At 66.2% G+C, this 26,472-nt stretch carries 27 protein-coding genes; 11 read left to right on the top strand and 16 right to left on the bottom strand.

What is annotated here, in order from left to right; translation table 11 throughout:
• Positions 1-4 precede the first annotated feature (4 nt).
• From ACXIQ9_RS05905 to menA, 3 genes are read right to left on the bottom strand one after another with little or no spacing between them, the layout of a single operon-like run.
• Positions 5-1,219: an AMP-binding protein gene (locus ACXIQ9_RS05905; protein ID WP_459016049.1), complete on the bottom strand. Its 1,215-nt coding sequence runs from the start codon at positions 1,217-1,219 to the stop codon at positions 5-7.
• The gene (gene menC / locus ACXIQ9_RS05900; protein WP_459016048.1) at positions 1,216-2,187 is read right to left on the bottom strand and encodes an o-succinylbenzoate synthase; all 972 of its coding nucleotides are present in this window, start codon (positions 2,185-2,187) and stop codon (positions 1,216-1,218) included. The genes ACXIQ9_RS05905 and menC overlap by 4 nt, the downstream gene beginning before the upstream one ends.
• A complete protein-coding gene (gene menA, locus ACXIQ9_RS05895; protein WP_296416575.1) occupies positions 2,187-3,038 on the bottom strand; it encodes a 2-carboxy-1,4-naphthoquinone phytyltransferase in 852 nt (283 codons plus the stop codon). The genes menC and menA overlap by 1 nt, the downstream gene beginning before the upstream one ends.
• A 122-nt stretch (positions 3,039-3,160) precedes the next feature.
• Here menA and ACXIQ9_RS05890 point away from each other — a divergent pair, with 122 nt between their 5' ends.
• Together ACXIQ9_RS05890 and ACXIQ9_RS05885 are read left to right on the top strand one after the other, a co-directional pair.
• On the top strand, positions 3,161-4,585 hold the full coding sequence (locus ACXIQ9_RS05890) for an isochorismate synthase (RefSeq protein WP_296416563.1): 1,425 nt from the start codon (positions 3,161-3,163) through the stop codon (positions 4,583-4,585).
• Positions 4,585-5,460: an ion transporter gene (locus tag ACXIQ9_RS05885; protein WP_459016047.1), complete on the top strand. Its 876-nt coding sequence runs from the start codon at positions 4,585-4,587 to the stop codon at positions 5,458-5,460. The genes ACXIQ9_RS05890 and ACXIQ9_RS05885 overlap by 1 nt, the downstream gene beginning before the upstream one ends.
• Here ACXIQ9_RS05885 and gshB read toward each other — a convergent pair.
• Both gshB and grxC read right to left on the bottom strand, forming a co-directional pair.
• On the bottom strand, positions 5,449-6,432 hold the full coding sequence (gshB, locus tag ACXIQ9_RS05880; protein WP_459016046.1) for a glutathione synthase: 984 nt from the start codon (positions 6,430-6,432) through the stop codon (positions 5,449-5,451). The genes ACXIQ9_RS05885 and gshB overlap by 12 nt on opposite strands.
• A 2-nt stretch (positions 6,433-6,434) precedes the next feature.
• Positions 6,435-6,692: a glutaredoxin 3 gene (gene grxC, locus ACXIQ9_RS05875; RefSeq protein ID WP_459016045.1), complete on the bottom strand. Its 258-nt coding sequence runs from the start codon at positions 6,690-6,692 to the stop codon at positions 6,435-6,437.
• A 116-nt stretch (positions 6,693-6,808) separates the two neighbouring features.
• On the opposite strand from grxC, the gene prfB reads away from it, so the two are divergent.
• From prfB to ACXIQ9_RS05845, 6 genes are all read left to right on the top strand, one after another.
• Positions 6,809-7,937, top strand: a protein-coding gene (prfB, locus tag ACXIQ9_RS05870; RefSeq protein ID WP_296416566.1) for a peptide chain release factor 2 whose coding sequence is annotated in 2 segments (ribosomal slippage) — positions 6,809-6,883 and positions 6,885-7,937 — 1,128 coding nt in all. Because the reading frame shifts where the segments join, the coding sequence is not laid out codon by codon here.
• Entirely contained in the window at positions 7,930-8,121 is a 192-nt protein-coding gene (locus ACXIQ9_RS05865; protein WP_010313447.1) for a DUF3285 domain-containing protein, read from the top strand. Before prfB ends, ACXIQ9_RS05865 begins: the two co-directional genes overlap by 8 nt.
• Positions 8,122-8,125: 4 nt before the next feature.
• A complete protein-coding gene (gene ybeY / locus ACXIQ9_RS05860) occupies positions 8,126-8,689 on the top strand; it encodes an rRNA maturation RNase YbeY (protein WP_296416567.1) in 564 nt (187 codons plus the stop codon).
• A gap of 35 nt (positions 8,690-8,724) precedes the next feature.
• Positions 8,725-9,201: a diacylglycerol kinase family protein gene (locus tag ACXIQ9_RS05855; RefSeq protein WP_296419131.1), complete on the top strand. Its 477-nt coding sequence runs from the start codon at positions 8,725-8,727 to the stop codon at positions 9,199-9,201.
• 23 nt (positions 9,202-9,224) lie between these two features.
• Positions 9,225-9,821, top strand: a complete 597-nt coding sequence (locus ACXIQ9_RS05850; RefSeq protein WP_296419134.1) for an anthranilate synthase component II — start codon at positions 9,225-9,227, stop codon at positions 9,819-9,821.
• 25 nt (positions 9,822-9,846) lie between these two features.
• Positions 9,847-10,557: an MBL fold metallo-hydrolase gene (locus tag ACXIQ9_RS05845; protein ID WP_459016044.1), complete on the top strand. Its 711-nt coding sequence runs from the start codon at positions 9,847-9,849 to the stop codon at positions 10,555-10,557.
• Here ACXIQ9_RS05845 and ACXIQ9_RS05840 read toward each other — a convergent pair.
• Complete coding sequence (locus ACXIQ9_RS05840) at positions 10,554-11,687, bottom strand: pyridoxal phosphate-dependent aminotransferase (RefSeq protein ID WP_459016096.1); 1,134 nt, start codon at positions 11,685-11,687, stop codon at positions 10,554-10,556. The two genes, ACXIQ9_RS05845 and ACXIQ9_RS05840, sit on opposite strands and share 4 nt — an antisense overlap.
• Positions 11,688-11,885: 198 nt before the next feature.
• Here ACXIQ9_RS05840 and ACXIQ9_RS05835 point away from each other — a divergent pair, with 198 nt between their 5' ends.
• Positions 11,886-12,428, top strand: coding sequence for a YcxB family protein (locus ACXIQ9_RS05835; RefSeq protein WP_459016043.1), 543 nt, complete (start codon positions 11,886-11,888; stop codon positions 12,426-12,428).
• Here ACXIQ9_RS05835 and argS read toward each other — a convergent pair.
• The 5 genes from argS to ACXIQ9_RS05810 form a co-directional block, all read right to left on the bottom strand.
• Positions 12,379-14,163, bottom strand: coding sequence for an arginine--tRNA ligase (gene argS, locus ACXIQ9_RS05830; protein WP_459016042.1), 1,785 nt, complete (start codon positions 14,161-14,163; stop codon positions 12,379-12,381). The genes ACXIQ9_RS05835 and argS overlap by 50 nt on opposite strands.
• A 48-nt stretch (positions 14,164-14,211) precedes the next feature.
• On the bottom strand, positions 14,212-15,066 hold the full coding sequence (gene nadC / locus ACXIQ9_RS05825; protein ID WP_459016041.1) for a carboxylating nicotinate-nucleotide diphosphorylase: 855 nt from the start codon (positions 15,064-15,066) through the stop codon (positions 14,212-14,214).
• A 50-nt stretch (positions 15,067-15,116) separates the two neighbouring features.
• Positions 15,117-16,466, bottom strand: coding sequence for a tRNA uridine-5-carboxymethylaminomethyl(34) synthesis GTPase MnmE (mnmE, locus tag ACXIQ9_RS05820; protein ID WP_459016040.1), 1,350 nt, complete (start codon positions 16,464-16,466; stop codon positions 15,117-15,119).
• A 25-nt stretch (positions 16,467-16,491) separates the two neighbouring features.
• Positions 16,492-16,677 carry a hypothetical protein gene (locus ACXIQ9_RS05815; protein WP_010313466.1) on the bottom strand — a complete coding sequence of 62 codons (186 nt, stop codon included), beginning with the start codon at positions 16,675-16,677 and terminating at the stop codon, positions 16,492-16,494.
• Positions 16,678-16,783: 106 nt separating this feature from the next.
• Entirely contained in the window at positions 16,784-19,144 is a 2,361-nt protein-coding gene (locus ACXIQ9_RS05810; protein ID WP_459016039.1) for a RelA/SpoT family protein, read from the bottom strand.
• 110 nt (positions 19,145-19,254) lie between these two features.
• Here ACXIQ9_RS05810 and ACXIQ9_RS05805 point away from each other — a divergent pair, with 110 nt between their 5' ends.
• Positions 19,255-20,877: an ABC transporter ATP-binding protein gene (locus tag ACXIQ9_RS05805; protein WP_459016038.1), complete on the top strand. Its 1,623-nt coding sequence runs from the start codon at positions 19,255-19,257 to the stop codon at positions 20,875-20,877.
• Here ACXIQ9_RS05805 and ACXIQ9_RS05800 read toward each other — a convergent pair.
• The 3 genes from ACXIQ9_RS05800 to ACXIQ9_RS05790 are packed head-to-tail and all read right to left on the bottom strand — an operon-like array spanning position 20,822 to position 23,069.
• On the bottom strand, positions 20,822-21,799 hold the full coding sequence (locus ACXIQ9_RS05800; protein ID WP_459016037.1) for an RluA family pseudouridine synthase: 978 nt from the start codon (positions 21,797-21,799) through the stop codon (positions 20,822-20,824). The two genes, ACXIQ9_RS05805 and ACXIQ9_RS05800, sit on opposite strands and share 56 nt — an antisense overlap.
• Positions 21,796-22,695: a ribosome biogenesis GTPase YlqF gene (ylqF, locus tag ACXIQ9_RS05795; RefSeq protein WP_459016036.1), complete on the bottom strand. Its 900-nt coding sequence runs from the start codon at positions 22,693-22,695 to the stop codon at positions 21,796-21,798. Before ylqF ends, ACXIQ9_RS05800 begins: the two co-directional genes overlap by 4 nt.
• Positions 22,692-23,069 carry a universal stress protein gene (locus ACXIQ9_RS05790; protein ID WP_010313477.1) on the bottom strand — a complete coding sequence of 126 codons (378 nt, stop codon included), beginning with the start codon at positions 23,067-23,069 and terminating at the stop codon, positions 22,692-22,694. Before ACXIQ9_RS05790 ends, ylqF begins: the two co-directional genes overlap by 4 nt.
• Before the next feature lie 135 nt (positions 23,070-23,204).
• Here ACXIQ9_RS05790 and ACXIQ9_RS05785 point away from each other — a divergent pair, with 135 nt between their 5' ends.
• Complete coding sequence (locus ACXIQ9_RS05785; protein WP_247476818.1) at positions 23,205-24,410, top strand: phosphoglycerate kinase; 1,206 nt, start codon at positions 23,205-23,207, stop codon at positions 24,408-24,410.
• Between the two features lie 61 nt (positions 24,411-24,471).
• Here the strand turns inward: ACXIQ9_RS05785 and ACXIQ9_RS05780 are convergent, their stop codons facing one another.
• Together ACXIQ9_RS05780 and ACXIQ9_RS05775 are read right to left on the bottom strand one after the other, a co-directional pair.
• Positions 24,472-25,719, bottom strand: a complete 1,248-nt coding sequence (locus ACXIQ9_RS05780; RefSeq protein WP_459016035.1) for an ATP-binding protein — start codon at positions 25,717-25,719, stop codon at positions 24,472-24,474.
• Positions 25,697-26,437: a response regulator gene (locus ACXIQ9_RS05775; RefSeq protein WP_296416242.1), complete on the bottom strand. Its 741-nt coding sequence runs from the start codon at positions 26,435-26,437 to the stop codon at positions 25,697-25,699. The genes ACXIQ9_RS05780 and ACXIQ9_RS05775 overlap by 23 nt, the downstream gene beginning before the upstream one ends.
• Between the last annotated feature and the right edge of the window lie 35 nt (positions 26,438-26,472).

The following is a 26,472-nucleotide window of genomic DNA, read 5'->3' as shown; positions in this document are numbered from 1 at the left end:
TCTGTCACGGCAGTGACTGGAGCCAATGGCGCCACCGCTGGCGCTCCCACTTGCCCATGGCATTGCGCTCCAAGGCCTCACAGCAGAGCCACTGACGGGGCCGCTGGGCCGGAGGCAACAGCTCAGCCAAGCGCTGCAGAGCGCGCTCAAGCGCTGGCCAGTCCTGCGGTCCGGCCGGCCGCACCAAGGCCAGCAAGCGGGCGCCCCACAGGGGGTCCTCTTCGGGAAGCAGCAGCAGCGACTCGATCGGCAGACCCGCCTGCTTGAGCTGCTGCAGCAGCACCAGCTCCACCTGCTCAGGGAACACCGTTTCCCCGCCGCTTTGGATCGCACCATCCAGTCGGCCCAGCAGCTGAAGACCACCCGCATCAAGGCGCGCGAGGTCGCCACTGCTCCACCAGCCCTGCTGCAGCGGCAGGGGCTCCCAGGCCTCACCAGACCAGAGGGCCGCCGCCAGGCTCTCGCCGCGGATCTGCAGGGCGCCACTGCTGGGGTCAACCTGCAGCTCGGCATGGGCCAAGGGCTGACCGCAACCGCTCTGTCCCGCCAAAAAAGCCTGCGGCAACTGAGCCGCCACCATCGCCCCCGTCTCCGTACTGCCGTAGCAGGGGGCCAGGCGCAGGCCCTCGCGCCGGCAGGCCTCCGCCAGCGCCTGCGGCAAGGCCGCTCCGCCGACCCAGATCACGGCACAGCCGCGCAGCCAGGCCACAGCGAGGGGATCCTCCAGCAGCCGCTGCAGCTGGGTCGGCACCAGCGAGACCAGCACCGGCCGCTTGCGATCGAGGGGGGCGTTTTCAACAAGGAGCGCCGGGTCCCGCAACCACTGCGGCGGCAAACAGCGCATGGGCACCCGCCACTGCTCGGCCCGCACCAGGGGCATCAGGCCACTGATGTGGTGCAGCGGCAGGGGGTTGAGCAGCTCACAGGCCCCTGGGTCGAGGCCGACGCCCAGGAGCCATTCGGCCGTGGCTGTGGCCGCGCGCTGCAGGCCAGCCAAGGGCTGCAGGCACCAGCGGCGCGCGCCGGCACTGCCGCCGGTTCCCAGCACAACTCCCGGGCCCAGGTCGGCCGGCAGGGCTGCCTCCAACAGGGGCGCCACCATCTGCTGCTCCTGAGGCGCCACCACCGCCGTGGTCAGTCCATCGCGCCAACTCAACCGCAGCTGCTCGGCCAAGGCCGCACGGTCCCCCTGATCCAGCAGCAACTGCAAAGGACTCATGGGGCTGCCGCCTCCCAAACCTGCTGGGGATCGGCGCTGAACAGGGGGCCCTCTGGCTGCCAGGCGGGCGCCAGGCCCGGGGCCACCGGAGTGGGGCCGAGGGCCTGGAGACCGGCCAGGTGATGCAGAAAGCGCCGGCCAATCCCTGTCTCGAAGGCCGTGCTGACCACCAGGCGGGGCAGGCCCCGCTGCAACTGCTGAAGCAGAGGGCGCGGATCACCCTCCGCCAGGGGCCGGTGCACGCGCCAGCCCGTCCAGTCGGTGCCATAGAGCTCCGGGCACTGCCGCAGGGCTTCATCGAGGGCCACTGGAACGCGCTCCGTCAGGCTCCTCAGCCCCTGGACATCAGCGGGAATCAGCGGCTGCTCCAGCCACTGCAAGCGCGACTCGCCCTGCAGGTGCTCCGCCCAACACTGGGCCGTCTGACGGTCCCAGGCGCCGTTGGCATCCAGGCGCAGGTGCCAATTCGCTGGGAGTTGCTCCAGCAACCGATCCAACAGCGCGCGCTCCTGGGCGTCAGCGCCGACCGCCACCTTCCACTTCACAGTCCGGGGAGCCGCGGATGAACGCTCCAGCAAGGCCGCCAGGGCCGGGAGAACCTCCGAACCAGCCGGCAGAAGCTCGGCGGAGATGGGTGCCTGGAGCCAGCCGTCCTCGCCCAGGCCATCCAGCTCAGCCAGGGCCATCCCCAAGCCCAAGGCCAAGGCACTGGGCAGCTCAGGCAGCTGCGCCTCGAGTCCGCTGCGCTCCTGCTCGAGCGGGAATTGCTCGAGGGCCTGCTGCAGCGGAAGCCGCCCTGGCTCAGATTTGATCCAGGCGGCGGGCAGCTCGGGCACCTCCCCCCATCCCAAGCGCCCAGCCGGTCCCTGCAGTCGCAGCAACCAACCCCGACGCTCCAGCCAGCGTCCTTGGGCACTGACCAAGGCACTGGGCAGCCGAAAGCAATAGGGCCGCCACTGCAGTTGCATCAGCCCAAGGCCAAGCCCAGGGCCAGACCCAATCCATTGAGGGCCTGGAAACGGAGTGCCAAAAACTTGCTGCCACTGATGCGCTCCGGTTCGCGGTGGTGCTCCCGCAGCAGACGAATCAGGGCCTGGGCAGGAGGCAAGCCCGCCGCCCCCAGCAGTGCGGTCAAGGGCCAATGGTTCACTAGAACCGGCGCCCACTCAAAGGCCAGGCAACCCGCCACCAACCAGGGCACCAGGGCCGCCGCCCGTCCCGTGCCCAGGCGCACCACGGGAGAGCGTTTGCCATGGGCCGCGTCCTCCTCCACCTGATGGAAGTGGGAGCAGAACAGCACCAAGGTCGTCGCCAAGGCCGGACCACTGCCCAGCTCCAGGGCTGCCCGCCAAGGCACCGCCGCTGCACCCGCTGGGGCGAGGGCCATCAAGCCGGCGGCCGTCGCCAAGGGACCGAAGGCCAACCAGCAAAGGGGCTCTCCCAGACCGCGATAGCCCAGGCGGAACGGGGGACCTTGGTAGAGGTAGCCGAGACCGCAGCAGGCCAGCACCAGGGCCAGCACGGCGCCATGGCTGCGCGCAGCCACCAGGGCCATCAAGAGCAGACCCAGCAACAGAGCTCCATTGGCCAGAAGCGACACCCGATCCCGCCGGCCCGTGAGATTCACCAGGGAATGGGGCTTCCCGTTGGCATCGACGCCCGTATCCGCATCAAAGACGTCATTGGCCAGGTTCTCCCAAGCCAGCAGCAGCACGGCCGCGAGCAGAAACAACAGCAGCTGATCCAGCCGCACCGGGAGCTCCTGCTGCACACGCCAACCGGCGGCCAGCAGGACTGGCATCACGGCCACGGCATACATCGGCCACTTGATCGCAGCCTTCCACAGGCGCCTGCGCTCGGCGGCAGGGGCATGAAGGCTTGCGACGACCTGAGGCTCGTCAGCGGGCAGAGGCAACTCGAGGTGCGGGAAGGCCCATACATTTGAGCAGCCGCATCGGCCCGTTTCGGTTGCAGGCCCCCACCAGCGTCACAACCAGCTTCAGCGATCTGCTGACCGCCGCCCAGGCAGGTGAGCGCCAGCTCGAGGGAGAAGGCGTGCTCAGCCTGGCCGTAGCGATCCCCAGCCGGGATCCGATGGCACTGCTCAGCCAGCTGGAAGAGGGAGAGCGGTTTCGCTTCCTCTGGGACAGCGCCCCCGGGCTGTGCCTCGCCGCTAGCGGACGCTGCAACAGCCTGGAACTCAGCGGGCCCCGGCGCTTCGAATTAGCCCAGCGCTTCAGTGCCGTCAGCCTCAATCGGCTGGCCGCACCGCAACACTGCCCGCCCCTGGCACGGCCCAGGGTGCTGCTGGCGTTCTCGTTTTTTGACAGCCCCCTGCACGAAGGCGAAGGGGTGCCTGGCGTTCAGGCGGTCCTGCCCCGTTGGCAGCTGAGCAAGCAGGGGCGCCACTGCTGGCTGCGGCTGCAGCGCAACCTCGGCGGGGACATCAGCGCCCGCAGCGTCGCCGAAGAACTCTGGGAGCAGGCCGAGCGCCTGGGCGCCCTGCCCTCCGATCCCTGCGCCGACCAGGGGCATGCCCCCGGTCCGGCCATCGCCAGCCGCTCCTCCTGGCAGGAGGGCTATCGCTCTGTGGTGCAGCGCGGCGTGGAACTGGTCGAGGAGGGTCGCCTGCGCAAGTTGGTGCTGGCGGTGCGCCAGCAACTGCTCCTCGATCAACCGCTGGATCCGCTCCAGCTGTTGGCCCAACTCCGGCTGCGCCAACCCGGCAGCTGCCGTTTTCTCTGGCAGCAGGCTGGAGGTCCAGCCCTGCTGGGCGCCTCGCCCGAGCGACTGCTGACGGTGCGCCAGGGACAACTGCGTAGCGACGCCCTGGCCGGCACGGCGCCGGTGGGGCCGACTGCCGAGCTGCTGACCCGCTCCGATAAGGACCGGCGTGAGCACGAACTCGTGGTCGAAGCGATCACCGACGTCCTGCGCGCCGCAGGCCTGACCACCCGCAGACCGCGTCACCCGCGACTGGCCAGGCACGGGCAGATGGTGCATCTGCACACCCCCATCAGTGCGGCGCTCGAGGATCAACAACCGCTCTCCCTGGCGGCCGCCCTGCATCCCACCCCGGCGGTGGCCGGCCTTCCCCGCCGCGAGGCCATGGCTGCCCTGCGCAGCCTGGAGCCATTCGAGCGGGGCTACTACGCCGCACCAATCGGCTGGATCGACAGCGAAGGGGACACCGAACTGCGCGTCGCCATCCGCAGCGGCAGCCTCCAGGGCCGCCGGCTCGAGCTCACCGCTGGCGCTGGCCTGGTGCGCGGGTCCGCGGTTGAGCGCGAGCTAGCGGAAGTCGCCCTGAAACTCGGGGTGCTCCAACAGCAACTCGACTTGCCCCACAGCGAGAGCCTGCGCTGATGCAGCTGGGGGTCGGCACGGTCCTCCTAGCCCTCTGCCTGCTGGCTGCCCTGGGCCTGCGCCAATGGCTGGGCAAAGCCCGACTCGAGCGGGTGATTTTTGAATCCGACACCCCCGCCGGCAAGACCTTCGATCTCGCTCTGCTGATCGCCATCGGCTCCAGCGTGCTGCTGGTGGCTCTGGAAAGTGATCGCCAGCTGGACAGCCTGTTTGGCCCCTGGTTCAGCGGCGCCGAGTGGGTCTTCTCCACCCTCTTCAGCCTGGAGTACCTGCTGCGCCTGCTCTGTAGCCGCACGCCCCTGCTCTACGCCCGCAGCTTTTTTGGCATGGTGGATTTGGTCTCGAGCATTCCGCCCCTCCTGACCATTGGCATCCCCGTCGGTCAGGCCTTTCTGATCATTCGGGTGCTGCGCCTGCTGCGGGTGTTCCGGATCCTCAAGCTGGGGGCCTACCTCAAGGAGGCCGATCAGCTGCGTCAGGCCCTCGTCCAGAGCCGCCGCAAGATCACGGTGTTCCTGCTGACCATCGTTGCGCTGGTGGTGTTGATCGGCACCGCGATGTACGTGATCGAAGGCCCCGAGAGCGGCTTCCGCAGCATCCCGATCGGCATCTACTGGGCCGTCGTGACCATCACGACCGTGGGCTACGGCGATGTCGCTCCAGTCACACCCCTCGGCCGCTGCGTGGCCTCATTGGTGATGCTCCTGGGCTACAGCATCATTGCCGTGCCTACTGGAATCGTTGGGGCGAAATTCCAGCAGATGCAGCGGTTGCAACCGACCCTGGTGCAGCGCAGCTGCGGGCAATGCCACACCACGAGCCACAGGGCTGAAGCTCAGTTCTGCGATCACTGCGGAGCAGGCCTACCCAGCTAGAAGGCGCTCCATCGTCTGATCAGCCAGGGGGATGCCACTCAGCCGCTCCACCTCACGCACCCCGGTGGGGCTGGTGACATTGATCTCGCTCAGGCGTCCATCAATGACGTCAATGCCGACGAAGAACAGCCCCTCCGCCCGCAGGGTTGTGGTCAACTCCGCGCAGATCTGACGTTCCCGCTCCGTCAGTTCCGTCGCCTGGGGCGAGCCACCCACCGCGAGGTTGCTGCGGAACTCCCCGGCCGCAGGCTTTCGGTTCACCGCCCCCAGGGGCTCACCATCCACCAAGAGGATGCGCTTGTCGCCGGCCGTCACCGCCTGAAGAAAGGCCTGGACCATCACCGGCAGGGCCTGTTGGGCCGTGACCAGCTCAAGCAAGGCCTTCAAACCCGGCGCTGCTCCATGGCTGCGCACGACCCCTTGACCGGCTCGCCCACCGAGGGGTTTGAGCACCACATCACCGTGGTCTGCTGCGAAGGCCGCTAGTTGCTCCACATCAGCGCTGACCAGACTGGGGGCCATCAGATGGCTCCAGCGCAGGGCGCCCAGCTTTTCGTTCCAAGCCCGCAGCGAGGCGGGGCGATTCAGGACCCGCACCCCCTGGCGCTCCGCCAGCTCCAACAGGTGGGTGGCGTAGAGGTACGCCTCATCCACCGGTGGGTCCTTGCGCATCCACACCAGCGGAAAGCTGCTGAGGGGAAGCCAGCGGGGCTCATCCGCTTCAAACCACTGGTCCGGGAGGTCCCAACCGCTGGCCGTTGGCCTGATGTCAGCCAAGCGAATCGGCTGGGCCTGCACCAGGGCGTCCTGGCCTTGCACGGAAAGCTGGGCTGGCGTACAGACCCAGACCTGCTGACCGGCGCGCTGGGCCGCCTGCATCAGGGCGACGCTGGAATCTTTGGTTGGACGCAGCCGTGCGATCGGATCGATCACAAACAGCTGCGCGGGCAGACCGCTAGTGAGAGCGCTCAAGCTCAGACTCCCAGCAGGGCATCGAGCTGGCCACTGCGCTCAAGGGCGTAGAGGTCATCACAGCCGCCGACGTGTTCACCGTTAATGAAGGTCTGGGGAACACTGGTGCGTCCACCCGCTTTCTCAGACATGGCCCGGCGGGCGGCCTGATCGCCGTCAATGGCGTATTCGGTGTAGGTCACACCCTTGCGATCCAGGAGCGCCTTGGCGCGAATGCAAAACGGACAGGCGCGCCAGGTGTAGATCTCAACCGTCGGCATGGCGCCACTTCTCAAGCGTTTCGAAATCCTAGAAGCGAGATTTGAGGGCCTTGGACGGGAAGCCGACCCGCCCAAGGCCTGCGCTGATACGGTCAAACCAAGTTCCTTTCGGCCTGGTGCTCGACCTCACCGACTTCAAGCGCGATCTCTCTGAGCTCACTGACCGCCTGGGCAATGCCCAGGACTGTCTTTGACGTCGCTGCACTGAAAGCACGGCAACAGGATCTCGAACAACTGGCCTCCCAGCCGGATTTTTGGGATGACCAAAAGCTGGCGCAGTCCAAGATGCGCCAGCTCGATGAGGTGAAAGCCCAGCTCGAGCAGCTGAGCCAGTGGCAGGGGGCCGTGGCCGACGCCGAGGCCACGGTTGAGATCTATGGGCTCGAGCCCGATGACGAATTACTCAGCGAATCCGACGCAGCGCTGAAGAAGCTGCGGGCGGACCTCGATCGCTGGGAGCTCGAGCGCCTACTCAGCGGCACCTATGACAAAGAGGGGGCCGTGATCAGCATCAATGCCGGCGCCGGCGGCACCGACGCCCAGGACTGGGCGCTGATGCTGATGCGGATGTACACCCGCTGGGCCGAAGACCACGGCATGAAGGTGACCGTGGACGAACTCAGCGACGGGGAAGAGGCGGGGATCAAAAGCTGCACGATTGAAATCGAGGGCCGCTACGCCTACGGCTATCTGCGCAACGAGAAGGGCACCCACCGGCTGGTGCGCATCTCACCGTTCAACGCCAACGACAAGCGCCAAACCAGCTTCGCGGGCGTGGAGGTGATGCCCAAGATCGAGGAGGAGGTGAAGCTGGATATTCCCGAAAAGGACCTGGAGATCACCACCTCACGCTCAGGCGGCGCCGGCGGCCAGAACGTGAACAAGGTGGAGACCGCCGTGCGCATCCTCCACATCCCGACGGGTCTGTTCGTGCGCTGCACCCAGGAGCGCTCCCAGCTCCAGAACAAGGAAAAGGCCATGGCCCTGCTGATGGCCAAGCTGCTGGTGATCGCCCAGGAGCAGCGCGCCGCTGAGATCGCCGACATCCGCGGCGACATCGTCGAAGCGGCTTGGGGCAACCAGATCCGCAACTACGTCTTCCACCCGTACCAAATGGTGAAAGACCTGCGCACCCAGCACGAAACCACCGACGTGCAAGGCGTGATGGATGGCGATCTCGATCCCTTCATCCAGAGCCTGCTGCATGCCGGCGTTGAAGTGGCCGGAGCCAGCAGCGATGACTGATCCCACGACGCAAGAGACCTCCGGCGCGGCCGGTGAGAACCCCAGTTTCACGAAACTGGCGATGCGCAACATGGTGCGCAAGGGCAAGTTGAGCCTGTTCCACTTCGGCCTGACCGCCCTGGGGTTTGTCGGCTTCATCGTCCTGGTGGCCTGGCTGGGCAAACCCCAAGTACCTGGAGCCTGAAGCGATGACGGCCGAACCCGACCTGGATTTGGCCTTTGAGGCCGCGGAGGATCTGCCGGAAGCACTGGTTGAGGCTGCCGCTGAGCTCTGCGATCCGATCCAGGGCATCGAGCCCTGGCATGCACTGATCAACGGCTGGCTGAGCCAGCTCAAGGGCGAACTCCCAGAGCCCCTCCAGGCGCCGGCCTACAGCCTCGGCCTGAGCCTGGTGAACGACGAGGAGATTGCTGCCCTCAACAGCGATTGGCGCGACAAGGAGGGGGCGACGGACGTGCTGGCCTTCGCCGCCCAGGACGACGGCCTGGATGACGCCCCAGCGATCCCCATGCCCGACTTCGACGGGGAGGAAGGATTGCTCGATGCCCTGGAGCTCGGCGACATCGTCATCTCCGTCGAAACCGCTGCGCGGCAGGCCCCGGAACACGGGCACAACCTGCGGGAGGAACTGCTGTTCCTGGCCACCCATGGGTTGCTGCACCTACTGGGCTGGGACCATCCCGACGACGCCAGCCTCGAGGCGATGTTGCAGAGGCAGCAGCAGCTTCTCGCCGGGACCCAGCAGCGGTAGGGTGCGGCCAAAGGGTGCATCAGTCGCCTTTGCCCATGCTTCAACCCCAGGACCCGGATCCAACCTCCAGGCGAGGCCTGCATCAGGCGAGCGAGGCGGGAACTGGTGCTGGCAATAAGGTGCGGCGGCTCGGAGCCTGGCAGGTCGCCAGTGATCTGCCGGCCAGCTTTCGCTATGCCGCCCAGGGCCTGATCTACGGCTTCCGCAGCCAGCGGAATTTCCGCATCCATGTGGTGACGGGGGCCTGTGTCTTTGGCCTGGGCCTCTGGTTGCAGCTGCCCCTGCCCCAACTGGCCGTCCTGGTCTTGACCGTGGCCGCCGTCCTAGTGCTGGAACTGATCAACACCGCCACCGAAGCGGTGGTCGACCTGGCCATCGGCCGGCAATTTCACCCCCTGGCTCGAATCGCCAAGGATTGCGCCGCCGCAGCGGTCTTGGTGGCGGCCCTGAGTTCCTTGGTGATCGCGGCGCTGCTGGTGCTCCCCGCCCTCTTGGTCCGTCTGGGCGTTTGAATGGTGCCCTGGCTGCAGGGCTGATGCTTCTCGTTCTCGACAACTACGACAGCTTCACCTTCAACCTGGTGCAGTACCTGGGTGAACTGGCGGCCGACCACCCCATCACTGAAGACCTGCGGGTTGAGCGCAACGACGCCTTGAGCCTGGAGCAGATCCGTGAGCTCAACCCCGACGCCATCTTGATTTCGCCGGGCCCCGGCGACCCAGATCAATCCGGGGTCTGCCTCGAGGTCCTGAGAGAACTCAGCCCAAGGATCCCCACCTTGGGGGTTTGCCTGGGCCATCAATCCATTGCCCAGGTCTACGGCGGCAAGGTGATCCGAGCCAAGGAGCTGATGCATGGCAAGACCTCACCGGTGCTCCATGAGGGTGCTGGGGTCTTCGCCGGCTTGCCCAACCCCCTAACGGCCACCCGCTACCACAGCCTGATTGCCGAGCGGGAGTCCCTGCCCGACTGCCTCGAGATCACCGCTTGGCTCGAAGACGGCACGATCATGGGCCTGCGCCACAGGGAGTACCCCCATCTGCAGGGGGTGCAGTTCCACCCGGAAAGCGTCCTCACCCAGAGCGGTCATCAGCTCCTTGGAAATTTCCTGGCCCAAGCGGCAGCCGGCTAACGTTCGGCCCAACTCCAGCTGCTCCATGGCCCTGCTGATCCGCACCCTGGCTGCCGCAGCCGTCGCCCTGCCCCTGGCGGCGAGTGCCAACACCGGTGTGACGATCACCAGCTACGGCCACAGCGCCCTGCTGATCCAAGGCGGTGGCGCCAAGGTTCTGGTGAACCCGTTCAAGGCCGTGGCCTGCGCCACAGGACTGGCGGAACCCCGGGTCAGCGCCAATGTGATTCTCGCCAGCAGCCTGCTGCTGGATGAAGGGGCCCCAGTGGCGAAAGGCAAGTTTCTGAGCCAACCGGGCTCCTACCGCCTCGCCGGCCTCAAGATCGAAGGCATCTCCGCACCCCATGACCGCTTTGGCGGTCGGCGCTTCGGCCAGGCCACCCTCTGGCGCTGGAACCAGGGCGGCCTGAGCTTTGCCCACCTCGGTGGCACAGCCGCCCAGCTGAGTCCTGAGGATCGTGTGCTGCTGGGCAAGCCCGACGTGCTGATCGTCGGTGTCGGCGGCGGCGCCAAGGTTTACGACGGGGCGGAAGCCGCGGCGGTGGTGCGTGAGCTAGCCCCCAAGCGGGTGATCCCCGTGCAGTACGTCAGTGGCAAAACCCCTGCGAACTGCGACCAAAGCAGCGTCGAACCCTTCCTGGAGGCCATGAAGGGCACCAGCGTCAAACGGGTCGGCCGGGTGCTGAGCCTGCCGGGCAAGCTCGGCGAGGGCACCCAGATCGACGTCATGCGCTAGGCCGCGAGTCCTTCCAGGGCGGCATAGGCCGCCCAGAACTGCTGCATCTGCGCTGTGGTTCCCAGGCTGACCCGCAGTGAGCCATCGATCAACGGCTTACCGGTCATCGCCCGCACCAGGATTCCCGCCTCCCGCAACCCCTGATCGATCCGTGCTGGATCGTTCTTCGGCCAGACCAGCAGATAGTTCCCACCCTCGATGTGGTGGCGCACTCCAGCTGCTTTGAGCTGCTGGGCCATCCAGATGCGGGCCTGCAACACCTCCTGCACGTAGGCATCCACGTAGGCCTGATCCTTCAGGGCCGCGAAGGCCGCGGTGACCGCAAAGCTGTTGATGTCATAGGGCCCCGTGACGCGGCTGATGCGATCCACAACCGAGGGATGTCCGATGGCAAAGCCGATGCGCAGCCCCGCCAGGCCGGCGGTTTTAGCCAGGGAGCGCAGGACCAACAGATTGGGGTTAGCCGCGAAGTCGGCACTGGGCAGAACGCTGTCACCGGTGAAGGCCTCGTAGAGCTCATCCACCACCACCAGGGTTGCCGGAGCCGCGGCCGCGAGCTCAAGGATCAGCTCCGGAGCCAAGCGAGTTCCCGTGGGGTTGTTGGGGTTGCAGATCAGAAGCAGACGAGGCTGCAGGACCTGCAGGCGCTCGCGAATCGCCTCCAGAGGGAACGCGAAGGACGCACCGACGTAGGGAACGGCCTCAATCACCATCCCCTGCATCTGAGCGCAGGGGGTGTAGTAACCAAAGGTTGGCGAGGTGGTGAGCAACGTCTCACCGCGGTCGCCATAGGCGTGGAAGACGGCATGAATCGCCGCATCAACGCCATTGAATAGACCGACCTGCTCGGGCTGCAGCGGGAGCCCAAGGTTGGCGACCACCGCTTCGCGCAGACCGTCGTACTCCGGATAGATGCCGATGTGATCGGCGGGAATGGAGCGCAGCGCCTCAACAACGCGGGGGCTTGGGCCGACGGTGTTCTCGTTGAAATCCAGCCGCAGGAGCTTTCGGCGTCCCTCCAGGGGGGCGCTGTAGGCATGCAGGCTCTCCACCTCGGGGCGAGCCTGTGGGAAGCCCAACGCATCTAAGGACTGACCTGGGTTTGAGGTCGTTCCGGCAGGGTTGTGCATGGTCATCTGCTGAACGGCACAGAACCAACGTCGAAGAGATTTCCATCCAGCTTGCCTGGATCCGGAATCTGCGCCGAAACTACCGATAACCCTGGCCCAAGGTCGCGTTGCGGCGAGAAGACCGGATTGGTTGCTTGTCGTCTGTTAACTCGTAAACCTGCAGCCATCAAGGAAGCCATCTCAAGCGCCAGACGAGCAATGGAACCGATCGAACTGAACTACACCTTCACCCTTCAAGACGCAAAGCTTGCCATCCGCGAGACAACCCAAAGCGTCATCAAGTTTTTCAAGTGGCTTCCATGGGTTGGAGCATCTCTAGCGGTGAGCCAAATCGTCCTCACCGTTGCAGTCAAAGGAGATTTCAGCGAGGCCGTGATACCCGCCATCTTTGGGCTATTCCTCGCGACACTGCCATGGAGCACCGACTGGATTGCAAGTCAACGTGCTCGCAGGGTGCCAAACCTGAATAGTGACGTCAGCTGGATGATCACGGAGTCGGAACTGCGGACGTCGTCCAAAAACGAGAGCAGTCAGTTCAGCTGGGAAACCATCACGAGAATTGAGGAGCGAGAGCAAGGCTTTCTGCTCTTCCCGATGCCCCAGCTGGCCTATTGGCTTCCCAAACCCGCCTTTGAATCACAGAGAGACATCGCGCGGTTTAGGGAGCTGGTGATGAGCAAGCCGATCGCATTCACATCCGCTCGAGGGTGGCGATTCCCAGGAGGCCAAGACCGAGTTTGAGAGTGTCGGCGGTCAGACGGCAAAGGGCCAGGCGAGACGGCAGGGCCTCTGGCTCAGCCTTGAGCACGGGCACCTGGTCGTAGAAGCGGTTGAAGACCTGGCTCAGTTCAAAGAGATAGGTGCAGAGGCGATTGGGCAGCAACTCCTCCTCCACCTCGGCGATCACCGCATCAAACTTCAGCAGCTCCCGCACCAGGGCCCATTCCTGGGGTTCACTGAACTGAAGCCCCCCTATGGAAGCCGCATCCAGGTCGCCGCCCTTGCGGGCGATACCGGCAATGCGGACCACGGCATAGAGCAGGTAGGGAGCCGTATTGCCCTGCAGGGCCAGCATCCGATCAAAGCTGAACTGGTAATTGGTGATTCGGTTCTGGCTGAGGTCGGCGTACTTCACCGCCGCCAGTCCGACGGTGTTGGCCACGTGAGCGATGAAGGCCTCGTCCTCGCTACGGCCCTCCTCCTCCAGGCGGCGACGCAAGTCCGCCTCTGAGCGCTCCACGGCCTCATCCAAGAGATCCCGCAGCCGCACCGTGTCACCGGCGCGGGTTTTCAGCTTCTTGCCGTCTTCCCCCTGCACCAGACCGAAGGGCACATGCTCCAGACGGGCCCCTTCGGGGAGCCAACCGGCGCGGCGGGCCACCTGAAACACCCCCGCAAAGTGGTTGGCCTGACCGGCATCGGTCACGTACACAACCCGGCGGGCCCCATCGCCCTCCGGGGCTGAGCCGAAGCGATAACGGATCGCCGCCAGGTCAGTGGTGGCGTAGTTGAAGCCGCCATCGCTCTTCTGGACGATCACCGGCAACGGCTTGCCGTCCTTCCCGCTGACCCCCTCGAGGAAGACGCAACCGGCTCCGTCATCCACCACCAACAGCCCCGTGGCTTCCAAGTCGCGGACCACCCCCTCGAGATAGGGGTTGTAGAAGGACTCTCCCCGTTCGCTCAGACGAATGTCCAGGCGGTCATAGATCTTCTGGAACTCACGGCGGCTCTGGTCACAGAGCAGCCCCCAGGCCTTCAGGGAGACCGGATCGCCCCCCTGCAGCTTCACCACCTCCTCCCGTGAGGTGGTCTGGAAGGCCTCGTTCTCGTCGAAGCGTTTTTTGGCCTCGCGGTAGAAGGCCACCAGGTCGCCCAGGTCCACCGCATCGGCGGTCTCCAAGGCTTCGGGGGCCACCTGCTTGAGGTGGGTGATCAGCATCCCGAACTGGGTGCCCCAATCGCCGACGTGGTTCAGCCGCAGGACCGGATGTCCGCGGAACTCCAGAACCCGGGCCAGGGAGTCGCCAATGATCGTGGAGCGCAGGTGCCCAACGTGCATCTCCTTGGCGATGTTCGGGCTGGAGAAGTCCACCACCACCGGCGCGGCCTGCTCCACAGCCGGCACGCCGAGGCGGGCATCCCCGAGGCGCTGCTTCACCTCCGCCGCCAAACGCTCGGGCTGAAGCGTGATGTTGATGAAACCAGGGCCAGCAATCTGCGGCTCCTGGCAGAGGGCCATGAAGCCCTCGTCCGCCTTGAGTTGCTCCACCACCGCCTCGGCAATCTTGCGGGGGGGCTGGCCCAAGGGCTTGGCCAGGGGCAAGGCGCCATTGGCCTGAAAATCACCAAATTCGGGCTTGCTGGCGGGCGCGAGTTGGGGATCGAAGGCCTGGCCCGCCGCCGCTGCCGCAGGGAATGCCCGTTGCATTGCATCGCGCAGCTGGTTCTCCAGGGACTGGGCGATGCGAAGCATGGAGATGCGGGGGAGATCTTCAGATCATCCCTCTCCGCGGGAATGAACTCAGCTGGAGAAGCGCATGCTCAGGTCCAGCCAGCTGCTGCGGGTCACCGGTGCACTGGTGGAAATCAGATCCAGTCCTGTGGCGGCATAGGCCCGAAGCTGCTCCGGCTGCACCCCCGAAGCCTCCAGCACCACAGGGCGGCTGGTCAGAGCCCGCAGCTGGGGGACGAGCTCGAGCAGGGCCTCGGGGCTGAACTCATCGAGCAACACCCCATCGGCTCCGGCCTCAATCGCAGCTTGGGCCTCGGCGGCGGTCTCGGCCTCCACGATCACGCGCGCCGGCCAAGGGGCCGCAGAGCGGACAGCGGCAATCGCCGCAGCGACCCCACCGGCCCAGGCCAGATGGTTCTCCTTCAACATCGCCGCGTCATCCAATCCGAGGCGATGGTTCACCCCGCCGCCGCAGCGCACGGCGTACTTCTCCAGCACCCGCAAACCAGGCGTGGTCTTGCGGGTGTCCGCCAACCGGACGCCGCTGCCCTCCAGCTCCGCCACCAGCCGGGCCGTGGCCGTGGCGATCCCCGACAAGCGCATCGCCAGGTTCAGGGCCGTGCGCTCTGCCGCCACCAAGGCCGCCGCCTCGGCCTCCAGGTTCAACAGGCGTTGGCCAGGGGTGACCGCGTCCCCATCTGCCACCAGCAGCTCCACGCTGGCGCTGTGATCCAGCTCGCGAAAGACAAAGTCCAGGAGCGGGCCGCCGCAAAACACCCCCGGGGCCTTGCTGATCCAGTGGGCCCTGCAACGACCCGGGCGTAGGGCTGGAGCGCTGAGATCGCCGCGGCCAATGTCCTCCTGCAACCAGTCGCGCAGCTGCCGCTGCAGAGCCGGCGTCAGTGGCAGCGGTGCGGCGCTCATCCTGAACTCAGCGTGATGGACCCAGGGGCAGCTTGCCCGAGCTCTTGGTCCTATTTGCCAATGCAGAAGCGCGAGAAGATTCGATCGAGGACCGCCTCAGTCACTTCGGCCCCAGTGATTTCCCCAAGGGAGCGCACCGCAGCCCGCAGGTCGATCGTCCAGAAGTCCCAGGGCAACTGCTGCTCACCGGCCTCAAGGGTGCGCTGCAGGCTGGCCGCTGCTGACACCGCCAGATCCAACTGCCGTCGATTCAGGGCCACCTGCAGCCCCTGCTCACCGCCTTGGCCGCAGCTCTGCAGCAGGCGATCCACGAGAGCCTCATGCCCCTCGCCGGTCAACGCACTGATGCAAACGTCGGCATGGGCGGCAGGCTCCGCCGCGGGCTGATCCGCCTTGTTGGCCACCACCAGATGGGGGATGCCCTGTGGAAGGGAAGCCAGCAGCACCTGGTCCTCCGCCAGCCAACCCTGGGCCCGGTCAAACAGCAGCAGCACCACATCCGCCGCCTGCAGCGCACCGCGGCTGCGTTCGATGCCGATCTGCTCGACGCGATCCTCGGTGTCGCGGATCCCAGCGGTGTCGAGCAGGGTTAGCGGAACCCCCTTGAGCACCAGCTCGCTCTCCACCAGATCGCGGGTGGTGCCGGGCAAGTCGGTCACAATCGCGCGATCGCTGCGGCTGAGCAGGTTCAACAGGCTGCTCTTGCCAACGTTTGGGCGGCCCACGATCGCCACCTTCAGCCCCTCCCGCAGGACCTGACCGCGCTCGCCATCGGCCACCAGCTCCTGCAGCGCGCTACGCACCGCCTGCAGTTCCGAAGCCACCGCCTGACCATCTAGGGGGGGCAGGTCGTCCTCAAAATCGACCCGCGCCTCCAACTCCGCCAGTTGATCGAGCAGGCGCAGGCGCAGGCCACTGATCTGGCGCTCCAGGCCCCCATCGAGGCCCGCCATCGCCAACTGGGCCGCGCGCCGGCTGCGGGCTGTGACCAACTCGCTGATGGCCTCCGCCCGGGTGAGATCCAACCGGCCATTGAGGAAAGCCCGTTGACTGAATTCACCCGGCAAGGCGCGCCGGGCGCCGGCGGCCAGCACCAGCTCCAGGACGCGCTGCACGGAGATCACCCCGCCGTGGCAGTGCAGCTCAACAACGGTCTCGCGGGTGAAGCTGCGGGGAGCCCGCATCAACAGCAGCAGGGCCTCGTCTACCCGCTCGCCGCTGCCCGGGTCGCGCACATGGCCGTAGAGCACGCGGTGGCTCTCCCACACCTGCCGGCCGGGGGCCTCAAACAACCGTTCACCGATGGCCTCCGCCTCTGGCCCGGAGATCCGCACGATCGAGACGCTGCCCTCGCCTGCAGCGACGGCAGTGGCAACGGCGGCGATCGTGTCGGAGGACATGCCTCCAGTGTCTCGTTTCGCTGCGTCAGCTCGCGGAGAAGCCCGGGCAGACCATCAAGTCGATGTGCCCGCCAGGTGGATGGCGCCACTCGCGGAACTCCTCCACCAGGGCCTGGTGGGCGAGCGGGTGATGCTGGTCAAGGGTCTCCAGACGCTCCTGCACCAGATCCAAAGCGTCATCAATGAGCTGCGCGGCCTGTTCAGAGGTCATTGCAACCGGTTGTTCCTATCTCCTCTTCCTACAGAAACTGCCGAGGGGGAGCTGTAGCCCAGCCGACCAGTCCGTAGGGCGTGAGCAAACCCAAACGCAACACGGATTAGCCGATGCCGGCGCGGGCGATGTCGAGCACATCGGCCATCGCGCGGATCTGATCCATGGTGTTGCTCAGCTGATTCGCGCTCTCCAGCTCCACCTTCAGGTCAATGCGTGCAGGGCGGCCCGGATTGGTGCGAACCCGGGCATCGCTGACATTGATGCGGTGGTCGGACAGGCGCGTGAGGATGTCCTTCAGCACACCCACCCGGTCGAGCACCTCAATCCGCAGTTGAACGGGGTAGCGGCGACGCTGGGAATCACTGACCTGGGGATTCCACTGCACCGGCAGACGGCGCTCAGCCGGTACTGAACCGAGGTTGGAGCAATCCTGACGGTGAATGGTGATGCCGTGGTTGCCGAGGGCGACCGTGCCGACAATCGCCTCGCCAGGGAGGGCGCTGCAACAGCCGCCCAAGCGATATTCGAGGCCTTCGAGACCCAGGATCGAGCTGGCGTCGCCATGGCCCGTCAGGGGAGTCGATGGCCCCGAGGTCTGCTCCCCCTGCTGGGTGAGGTTGCGGGCGAGTTCTTCATCGCTGATGACCGGGGCCTCGGCCTCGGTGGCCAGGCGCAGCTCCTCCCGCAGGCGGTTCAGGACTTGATGGAGGGTGACGCCACCAAAGCCAATGGCCGCGAGCAGATCCTCGGTGCCGACGAGGTTGCAACGGCGCGCCACCTTCGCCATCGCCTCGCCATTGAGGAGGGCGTCAAAACCATCACGGCCCAGCTCGCGCTCGAGCATATCGGTGCCGCGCTGGATGTTCTCCTCACGATGGCTCTTCTTGTACCACTGGCGAATGCGATTACGCGCCGTGGGCGTGGCCACGAAGTTGAGCCAATCCAGGCTGGGGTGAGCAGTCTTGGAGGTCAGGATCTGAACGAAGTCGCCGTTCTGCAGCGGCGTTGCCAAAGGGCAGAGCCGATCGTTGATGCGGGCCCCTTGGCAGTGGTTCCCCACCTCGGAGTGAATGCGATAAGCAAAGTCGACTGGAGTTGAGCCATTGCGCAAGCCCACCACGTCTCCACCGGGAGTGAAGACAAACACCTCTTCGTCAAAGAGGTCCTCTTTGATCGAGCGCAGGAAGTCCCCGCTGTCCTCCCCCACGCCATCTTTTTGCCAATCCACCAACTGCCGCAGCCAGTTGAAGCGCTCGGCATCCGATCCGGTGGCGGCGGGGGATCCGCCCTCTTTGTATTTCCAGTGGGCTGCGATGCCGAACTCCGCCACCCGGTGCATCTCGGCCGTGCGGATCTGGACTTCAATCGGCCGATGGCGACCGATGACCGCCGTATGCAGGGACTGGTAGCCATTCGGCTTAGGCAGCCCGATGTAGTCCTTGAAGCGACCAGGAATCGGGCGGAAGGTGTCATGGACCACCGCCAGGGCGCGATAGCAACTCTCGACGTTCGGGCAGATGATCCGCAGCGCCGCCACGTCGTAGATCTCGTGGAAGGCCTTGCGTTGGGTCTGCATCTTGTTCCAGATGCCATAGAGGTGCTTGGGCCGTCCACTGACCTCGCACTCACCCAAACCCACAGAGGACAACTTGCCGCTAAGGATGTCGGCGGTGACCCCCAGGCGCTCCTCGCGATCACTGCGTTTGCTGGAGACCTGCTGCTGCACGTCGCGGAAGGCCTCAGGCTCGAGGATCTTGAAGGCCAGGTCCTCCAACTCCCACTTGAAGCGACCAATGCCCAAGCGGTTAGCTAAGGGGCCGTAGATCTCTCGCGTTTCCCGGGCAATCCGCTGCTGCTTCTCGGGCTTGAGCGCACCGAGGGTGCGCATGTTGTGCAGGCGATCAGCCAGCTTCACCAGCACCACGCGGATGTCACTGGCCATCGCCAGGAACATCCGGCGCAGGTTTTCGGCCTGGGCCTCGGTCTTGTTGGTGAAGTGAATGCCCCCCAGCTTGGTGACCCCTTCCACCAAGCCCCGCACCTCAGAGCCGAAGTGCTGCTCGATCTCCTCTGGCGTGACCTCGGTGTCCTCCACCACGTCATGGAGGAATCCAGCGGCGATCACCCCCGCACTGGCACCGATGTCACGCAGCAGATCAGCGACCGCCACGGGATGGCAGATGTAGGGCTCCCCGCTGGCCCGCACCTGGCCGTCATGGAGCTGAAACGCGAAGTCGAAGGCTGAGGCCAGCAGCGCCTCGGTGTCGGTGGGGCAACTTTCCCCGACCCCAGGGGGAACGTGCTCAATGCAGGTGTGCAGCCACGCCGGCAGCTCAATGCCGTAGTCCGCGGGGCTGTTGATGACGCGCCTGCCGAGCGCCGCTCCTGGGCCCTGGCGTTCAGCAGAAGCCGCTGCCCCACTGGAGGCGGACCGTTCTGCCGTACCGGGCACCGCCTGGAGCATTGCGCTCTGCGATTTCCACCATCGTATGCAGTGGCCCTCACAAACCGACCACAGGTGAGGGTTTGCCCTTCCCGCACCTGCCAGCCTGGGTGGAGTGCTGTTGCCTGACCATGGCCGCCCCAGCCCATCCCGGTGCGGTCCTGGAGCTGCAAGGCCTGCTCGTGCGCTACCCGGGGAGCCAAAGCAACACCCTCGATGGCCTCCATCTCCAGTTGAACGCGGGTGAACGCCTCGCCCTGGTGGGACCCAGCGGCTGCGGCAAAAGCACGGTGGCCCGAGCCGTGCTGCAACTGCTCCCCCAGGGCAGTCGCTGCCAAGGCGGACTGTTGCTCAAGGGCAGGGATCCAAGGACCCTCAGGCGCTCCGAACTGCGTCGGCTGCGGGGAGAGGCGGTCGGCCTGGTCTTCCAAGACCCGATGACCCGGCTGAACCCCCTGATGACGATCGGCGAGCACCTGGCCGACACCCTCAGCGAACACCGCCCGGCCTGGCAGCAGGCCCGAATCCGTGAACGGGCTCGGGCCTTACTCCAGCGGGTCGGCATCACCGAGGAGCGCTACAGCAGTTATCCCCACGAGTTCAGCGGCGGGATGCGACAGCGTCTCGCCATTGCCCTGGCCATGGCCCTGCGCCCCGCCCTGGTCATTGCCGATGAACCCACCACCAGCCTGGATGTGGCCGTGGCCGGGCAAGTCATGCAGGAGCTGTGCGACCTCTGTCGGGAGGCCGGCAGCGCCCTGTTGCTGATCAGCCATGACCTGGCCATGGCCGGGCGCTGGTGCGATCAAATCGCCGTCCTGGATCAGGGCCGACTGGTGGAGCAGGCCCCAGCGACCACCCTGCTCACCCAACCCCAATCGCCCCTGGCCCAACGGCTCGTGGGGGCCGCGCGGGCCCGGGAAGGCGGTGTCACACCTGCCCCATCCAATGCCTCTCCCCTGCTGGAGCTGGAGGGACTGCGCTGCTGGCATCCCCTGCCGGGATTGCCCTGGCAGTCCCGCTGGTACCGGGCCGTGGACGGGGTCAGCCTGCAGCTGCGGCACGGCGAAACCGTGGGCGTCGTTGGCGCCTCCGGTTGCGGAAAGAGCACCCTCTGCCGCGCCCTGATGGGGCTGACGCCGGTCCGGGGCGGCAGCGTGAAACTCAAGGGCGTTGATCTCATGCGCCTGCGGGGTGAAGCCCTGCGCCAGGCCAGGCGGCGCATCCAAATGGTCTTTCAAGACCCGCTGGCCTGCCTGAACCCAGCGATGACCGTGGGGGAGGCCATTGCCGATCCACTGTTGATCCATGGGCTCGCCAGCCCAGCGGCCGCCCGTGAACAGGCCCGGCAGTGGCTGGAGGCCGTTGGCCTGCAGCCGCCCGAGGCCTTTGAGGGGCGCCTGCCCCGCCAGCTCTCCGGCGGTCAGCAACAGCGGGTCGCCATCGCACGGGCCCTGGTGCTGGAACCGCAGGTGCTGCTCTGCGACGAGAGCGTGAGCATGCTCGATGCCGAAGTCCAGGCCGAGGTGCTGCAGCTTCTGCGCTCCCTCCAGGACCGCCTCGGTCTGGGGCTGATCTTTGTCACCCACGACCTGGCGGTGGCCAGTGGCTTCTGCCAGCGGGTCGTGGTGCTCGATGGCGGCAAGATCGTTGAAGAGGGGCCCGGTGATCAGCTGCTCAGCCAGCCCCAGGCCGCCATCACTCGGACGCTGGTGGAGGCGTGTCCACGCCTGCCCGCCGCCTCAGCAGCTTGAGCAGCTTCTCCATCACCTCCGGCAGGGGGGCCTCAAACAGCATTCGGTCCTTACGGATCGGGTGATCCAGACCCAGCTGGAAGGCATGGAGCGCCTGACCGGGCAGGGTCAACGGCAACTTGCGGCAGCGGGAATAAACCGGATCCCCAACGATGGGATGCCCGATGTGGGCGCAATGAACCCGGATCTGGTGGGTGCGGCCGGTGTCGAGCTTGAAGCGCATCAGGGCGTAATCACCCAGGCGCTCCAGCAGGGTCCAGTGAGTGCAGGCATGGCGCCCGGAGCCGTCATGGACCACCGCGTACTTCTTGCGATCGGCGGGATGGCGGCCGATGGCCCCAACGATCGTTCCGTTGTCCCCGGATGGGGCTCCATGGACCACCGCCAGGTATTCCCGGGACGCCACGCGCTTCTGGATCTGCACCTGCAGCTTGACCAGGGCCTCCTGGCTCTTGGCCACGACGATGCAGCCCGTCGTGTCTTTGTCCAGGCGATGAACGATCCCCGGACGCATCTCGCCGCCGATGCCCGGTAGATCGGGGCAGTGATGCAGCAGGCCATTGACCAGGGTCCCATCCTTGTTGCCGGGGGCCGGGTGGACCGTGAGCCCGGCCGGTTTGTTGAGCACGATCAGGTGCTCGTCCTCGTAGAGGACATCCAGGGGGATGGCCTGGGGGATCAGATAGGGAAGGGGCTCCGGCGGCGGCATCCACAACTCCACCGTGTCGTTCAGACGCAGGGGGGTCTTGGCGCGGCCCGTGACTCCGTTGACGCGGACATAGCCCGCGTCGATGAACTTCTGAATCCGGGCCCGGCTCTGCTCGGGGCGTTGAGCCACGAGCCAGCGGTCCAATCGCATGGGCAGAGGTTTGGGGTAAGTGAGCGTCAGCAGCTCCCCTTCACCTTCCCCAAAACCACTCACGGCAACTCCAAGGCGATCGGTCCGAGCATGCCCCGGCGGAAGTCATCGAGGAACCGCTGGGCCATTCGCACCGTGTCGCCACTGGTGTGCCGCTCAGCCGCTCCCGTTAACCAGCCATGGACATCCGGCTTGGGCGCGCCCTCCCCTGGCAGCGTCTCGACCGGGATGCCATAGCGACGCTCCAGCAGGCCGGGCTTGACCCCTGAGGTCTCCGTTGCCTCCAAGGCCGTGAGCATGTGGACAAAGGCCATGGCGGCGGCCTCTCCGTCGTAGGCCGCCTGGCCGATGTCGTCGCACAGCGCCAGACGCAGGGCAGCGAGCTGGTCATCCAGGCGAGGGGGCAACACCCCTGGCGCATCCAGCAGGTCCAAGTCCTGGCCAAGCCGGACCCAGCGCAGGCTGCGGGTCACGCCAGCGCGGCGGGCACTGTCCACCACTTTTTGGCGCACCAAGCGATTGATCAGGGCGGACTTGCCGACGTTGGGGAAACCCAGCATCAACGCCCGCACGGGCCTGGGGCGCATACCGCGATTCCGGCGCCGCTCATTGAGGGAATCCCCGGCTCGAATCGCTGCCTGCTGCAGCTGCTTGACCCCCGTGCCGGCCTTGGCATCACTCCACCAAGGGGTCTGGCCTTGGCCGCGGAACCAGGCGTCCCAAGCCTCCCGCGCCGCCACTGGAATCATGTCGCGGCGGTTCAAAACCAGCAGATGTTGCTTGCCTTGAATCCAACGCTGCAAACGGGGGTGGCCGGTGGCCGTCGGGATGCGGGCATCGCGAACCTCGATCACCAAGTCGACCTTGGCCAGGTTGTCGGTGAGCGCGCGCTCTGCTTTGGCGATGTGGCCCGGATACCACTGAATCGACGGGGCCGCGCTACTCAGCAGCTCACTCACGGCACCACCATCACGGGGCAAGGGGCCAACTGAATCACACGGGAGGCCGTGCTGGGGGCGTCCTCCGCTTCGAGGCTCAGCCCGCGGGTCCCCATCACGATCACATCGGCATTGATTTCATCGGCCACATCACAGATCACAAAAGCCGGCTTGCCTTCACGCTCGAGCACCTCACAACTGACGCCCTGCTCTTGGAAGCGACCGCGGGCGTCCTCCAACAACGCAGCCACAGCAGCGGGATCGTCTTGACCGGGCTCCACCACGGAGAGCAGCACCAAACGGCTGTCGTGCTGCTGAGCCAACTTCAGGGCGAAGGCAGCGGTTTCAGCAGCCTGGCGGCTGCGGTCGATGGGGAAGAGAACGATCTCAAACATGGCCGGCTGGCCGGTGCACCCTCTGTCTAGCGCCGACAGCGCGGGGGGCCAGCAAAGCCATCACAGAGCGCGCTAACGAGGCAACCCTTGACTGGCCCGCTAAATTCGCCCGACCTCTACCCCCTTGTCTCACCCATGGCGAAGCGCTCCCTGGCCAGCCTTTCCGCTGACGAGCTGCGCGGCAAGCGCGTGCTGGTTCGGGTCGACTTCAACGTTCCCCTGAACGACGCCGGCGCCATCACCGATGACACCCGAATCCGCGCTGCCCTTCCCACCATCAATGATCTGGTGGGCAAGGGCGCCAAGGTGATCCTCTCGGCCCACTTCGGTCGTCCCAAGGGTCAGGTGAACGAGGGCATGCGCCTCACCCCCGTGGCCGCTCGCCTGAGCGAACTGCTGGGCAAGGGCGTGGTGAAGACCGACAGCTGCATCGGCCCTGACGCCGAAGCCAAGGTTGCTGCCATGGCCGATGGCGACGTCGTGCTGCTGGAGAACGTCCGCTTCTTCGCCGAAGAAGAGAAGAACGAAGGCGACTTCGCCAAGAAGCTGGCCAGCCTGGCTGACGTGTACGTCAACGACGCCTTCGGTGCCGCTCACCGTGCCCACGCCTCCACCGAGGGCGTGACCCAGTACCTGAGCCCCAGCGTCGCCGGCTACCTGATGGAGAAGGAACTGCAGTACCTGCAGGGCGCCATCGATGAGCCCAAGCGCCCCCTGGCCGCCATCGTGGGTGGCTCCAAGGTGAGCTCCAAGATCGGCGTGCTCGAGGCCCTGCTCGACAAGTGCGACAAGATCCTTGTCGGCGGCGGCATGATCTTCACCTTCTACAAGGCCCGCGGCATGGCCGTCGGCAAGAGCCTGGTGGAAGAGGACAAGCTGGAGCTGGCCAAGGAGCTCGAGGCCAAGGCTGCTGCCAAGGGCGTTCAGTTCCTGCTGCCCACCGACGTGGTGCTGGCTGACAACTTCGCCCCCGACGCCAACAGCCAGGTGGCCAAAGTTGATGCCATCCCCGACGGCTGGATGGGCCTCGACATCGGTCCCGATTCCGTCAAGGTCTTCCAGGACGCACTGGCTGACTGCAAGACCGTGATCTGGAACGGCCCCATGGGCGTGTTCGAGTTCGACGCCTTCGCCGCCGGCACCAACGCCATCGCCACCACCCTGGCTGACATCAGCGGTAAGGGCTGCTGCACGATCATCGGCGGCGGTGACTCCGTGGCTGCTGTCGAGAAAGCTGGCCTGGCCGACAAGATGTCCCACATCTCCACCGGCGGTGGCGCCAGCCTCGAGCTGCTGGAAGGCAAGGTCCTCCCCGGCGTGGCCGCCCTCGACGAAGCCTGATCTCCACTGGCGATTCAGCGACTGGGGCCCCGTGGGGCCCCTTTTTTTGTGCCTCCTCCAGCTACGGGTGCGTCAGGGAGTGGGCCGTCAGCACCACGGCGAATCGCCGCTCCGACTGCAGGCGACTCAGCCCCCCGCCATGGCTGGCAGCGACCCGAGCCGCGATGGCGAGCCCCAGACCGCAGTGGCCGCTGCCGCCCCGGGCCTGGTCCAAGCGCTGAAACGGCATCAAGGCTTGAGCCCACTGCTCGGCAGGAATGCCATCGCCTTGATCCCAGACCTCAATGCGAAAACCATCCGCCGCCTCCGGACGCAGGACCAACCGCAGCGGGGCCTGTCCATGGCTCAGGGCGTTCTCGATCAAATTCCCCACCGCTCGCCCCAGGGCCACCGGCTGCACCCGCGCCTCCATCGGGGTGAGATCCAGCTGCACCTGGTCCGCCTCGAGGGGAGCGGTCAGCTCCGCCAACCACTGATCCAGGGGCAACTGCACGGGCTGCTCCGCATCCCCGCCTCCAGCAAACAACAGGAACTGACTGGTGATGCGCTCGAGCGCATCCAGGTCCGCCTCCGCTGGCCGCTGGTCCGCCAAACGCAAGCGCAGACGGGTCAGGGGGCTTTTCAGGTCATGGGCGATGCCCGCGAGCATCGTTGTGCGCTCACGCTCATTGCTGGCCAGGCGCTCGACCATGGCGTTAAAGCGGCCCGTCAACGAGCGGACCACCCGAGCCCCCCGCTCCGGCAGAGCGGGCTGCTGGCCGGACCGCCCCACGGAACCCAGGGCCTGCTCCAATTGCTGCAGGGGGGTTTGCACCTCGCGCCAGAGGAACAGAAACGAGGCAGAGATGCTCCCGGTCAACAAGGACAACCCCAGCAAGAGGGGATCAGGGGGCCAGCGCTGAGCCGGCCCCACGGGGGTGAACAACCAGATCGGCTCCAGGGGCGACAGCAACTCGACCCACAGGCCGGGCGCCAGACTTTGGGCCGGTAGCACCGGCGGACAGGGCCGCACCCGCTGGCAGAGCTCCTGCTGCAGCAGCCGCGCCTGCCGCTGCAAACGTCCATCGCCACTGACGGGAGGGAAGGGGCCGACCCGCAACGGCAATCCACTCAGACGGGCCAGGGCCTCGGGCGGCAGGCGATCGAGTGCCAACTCCCCGAGCTTCAGGTTGAAGGCCACCTCGGGACCCATCTGGGCAATCTGCGCCCGCTCCAAGCGCTGGGCTAGCAGCGATTGCAGAACCACCAGAGCCAGGGCGGAGATGCCCGCGCCCGCCAGGACGTACTTAACGGGTGCGTGCTTGGCCATCGGGCACAAAGACGTAGCCGTAACCCCAGACCGTCTGCAGGTAGCGGGGCCGTGTGGGATCGGGCTCCACCAGCTTGCGGACCCGGGAGACCTGGACATCCATGCTGCGGCTGTCGGTCTCCGATTCCGGACCCCGGGCCAACTCAATCAGACGCTCCCGGGACAGGGGCCGATGGGGGTGCTGGACAAAAGCCGCGAGCAGGCTGAACTCCCCGCTGGTGATCACAACGGGATGGGCATTGCGCTCCAAGCTGCGGTTGGCCAAATCCAGCCGGTTCTCGCCGAACTCCACCACCTGTCCCTCCGCCAGCGGCGTGCCCGCAGGCAGGGCGACGCGCCGCCGAAGGACCGCCTCAATCCGCGCCGTGAGCTCCCGGGGCAGGAAGGGTTTACCCAAGTAGTCGTCGGCCCCCTGCTCTAGCCCAATGATCCGATCGATGCCGTCCCCTTTGGCCGTCAACATCACCACCGGCAGGTCATCGCCACCATCCCGCAGACGGCGCAGCAGGGTCAGACCGTCCTCCCCAGGAAGCATGACGTCGAGCACCACCAAATCGGGCCGCTGGCTCTCCAGCCGGACCATCAGTTGCTCACCGCTACTGAGGCAACGCACGTCGTAGCCCTGATCGGTCAGATAGGTGCCGACCAAGCGCCGCTGCTCCGCATCGTCATCCACCACCCAGATGCGTTGGGGAGTGCTCCGTGCAGGCACGGCCATGGGGCTGCAGGCGCAACATCTGTCCCGACTGTATG

It is taken from the genome of Synechococcus sp. LTW-G (assembly GCF_054459035.1).
Note: the sequence above shows the minus strand (reverse complement) of the source record. Positions and strands in the feature narration are given on the sequence as shown.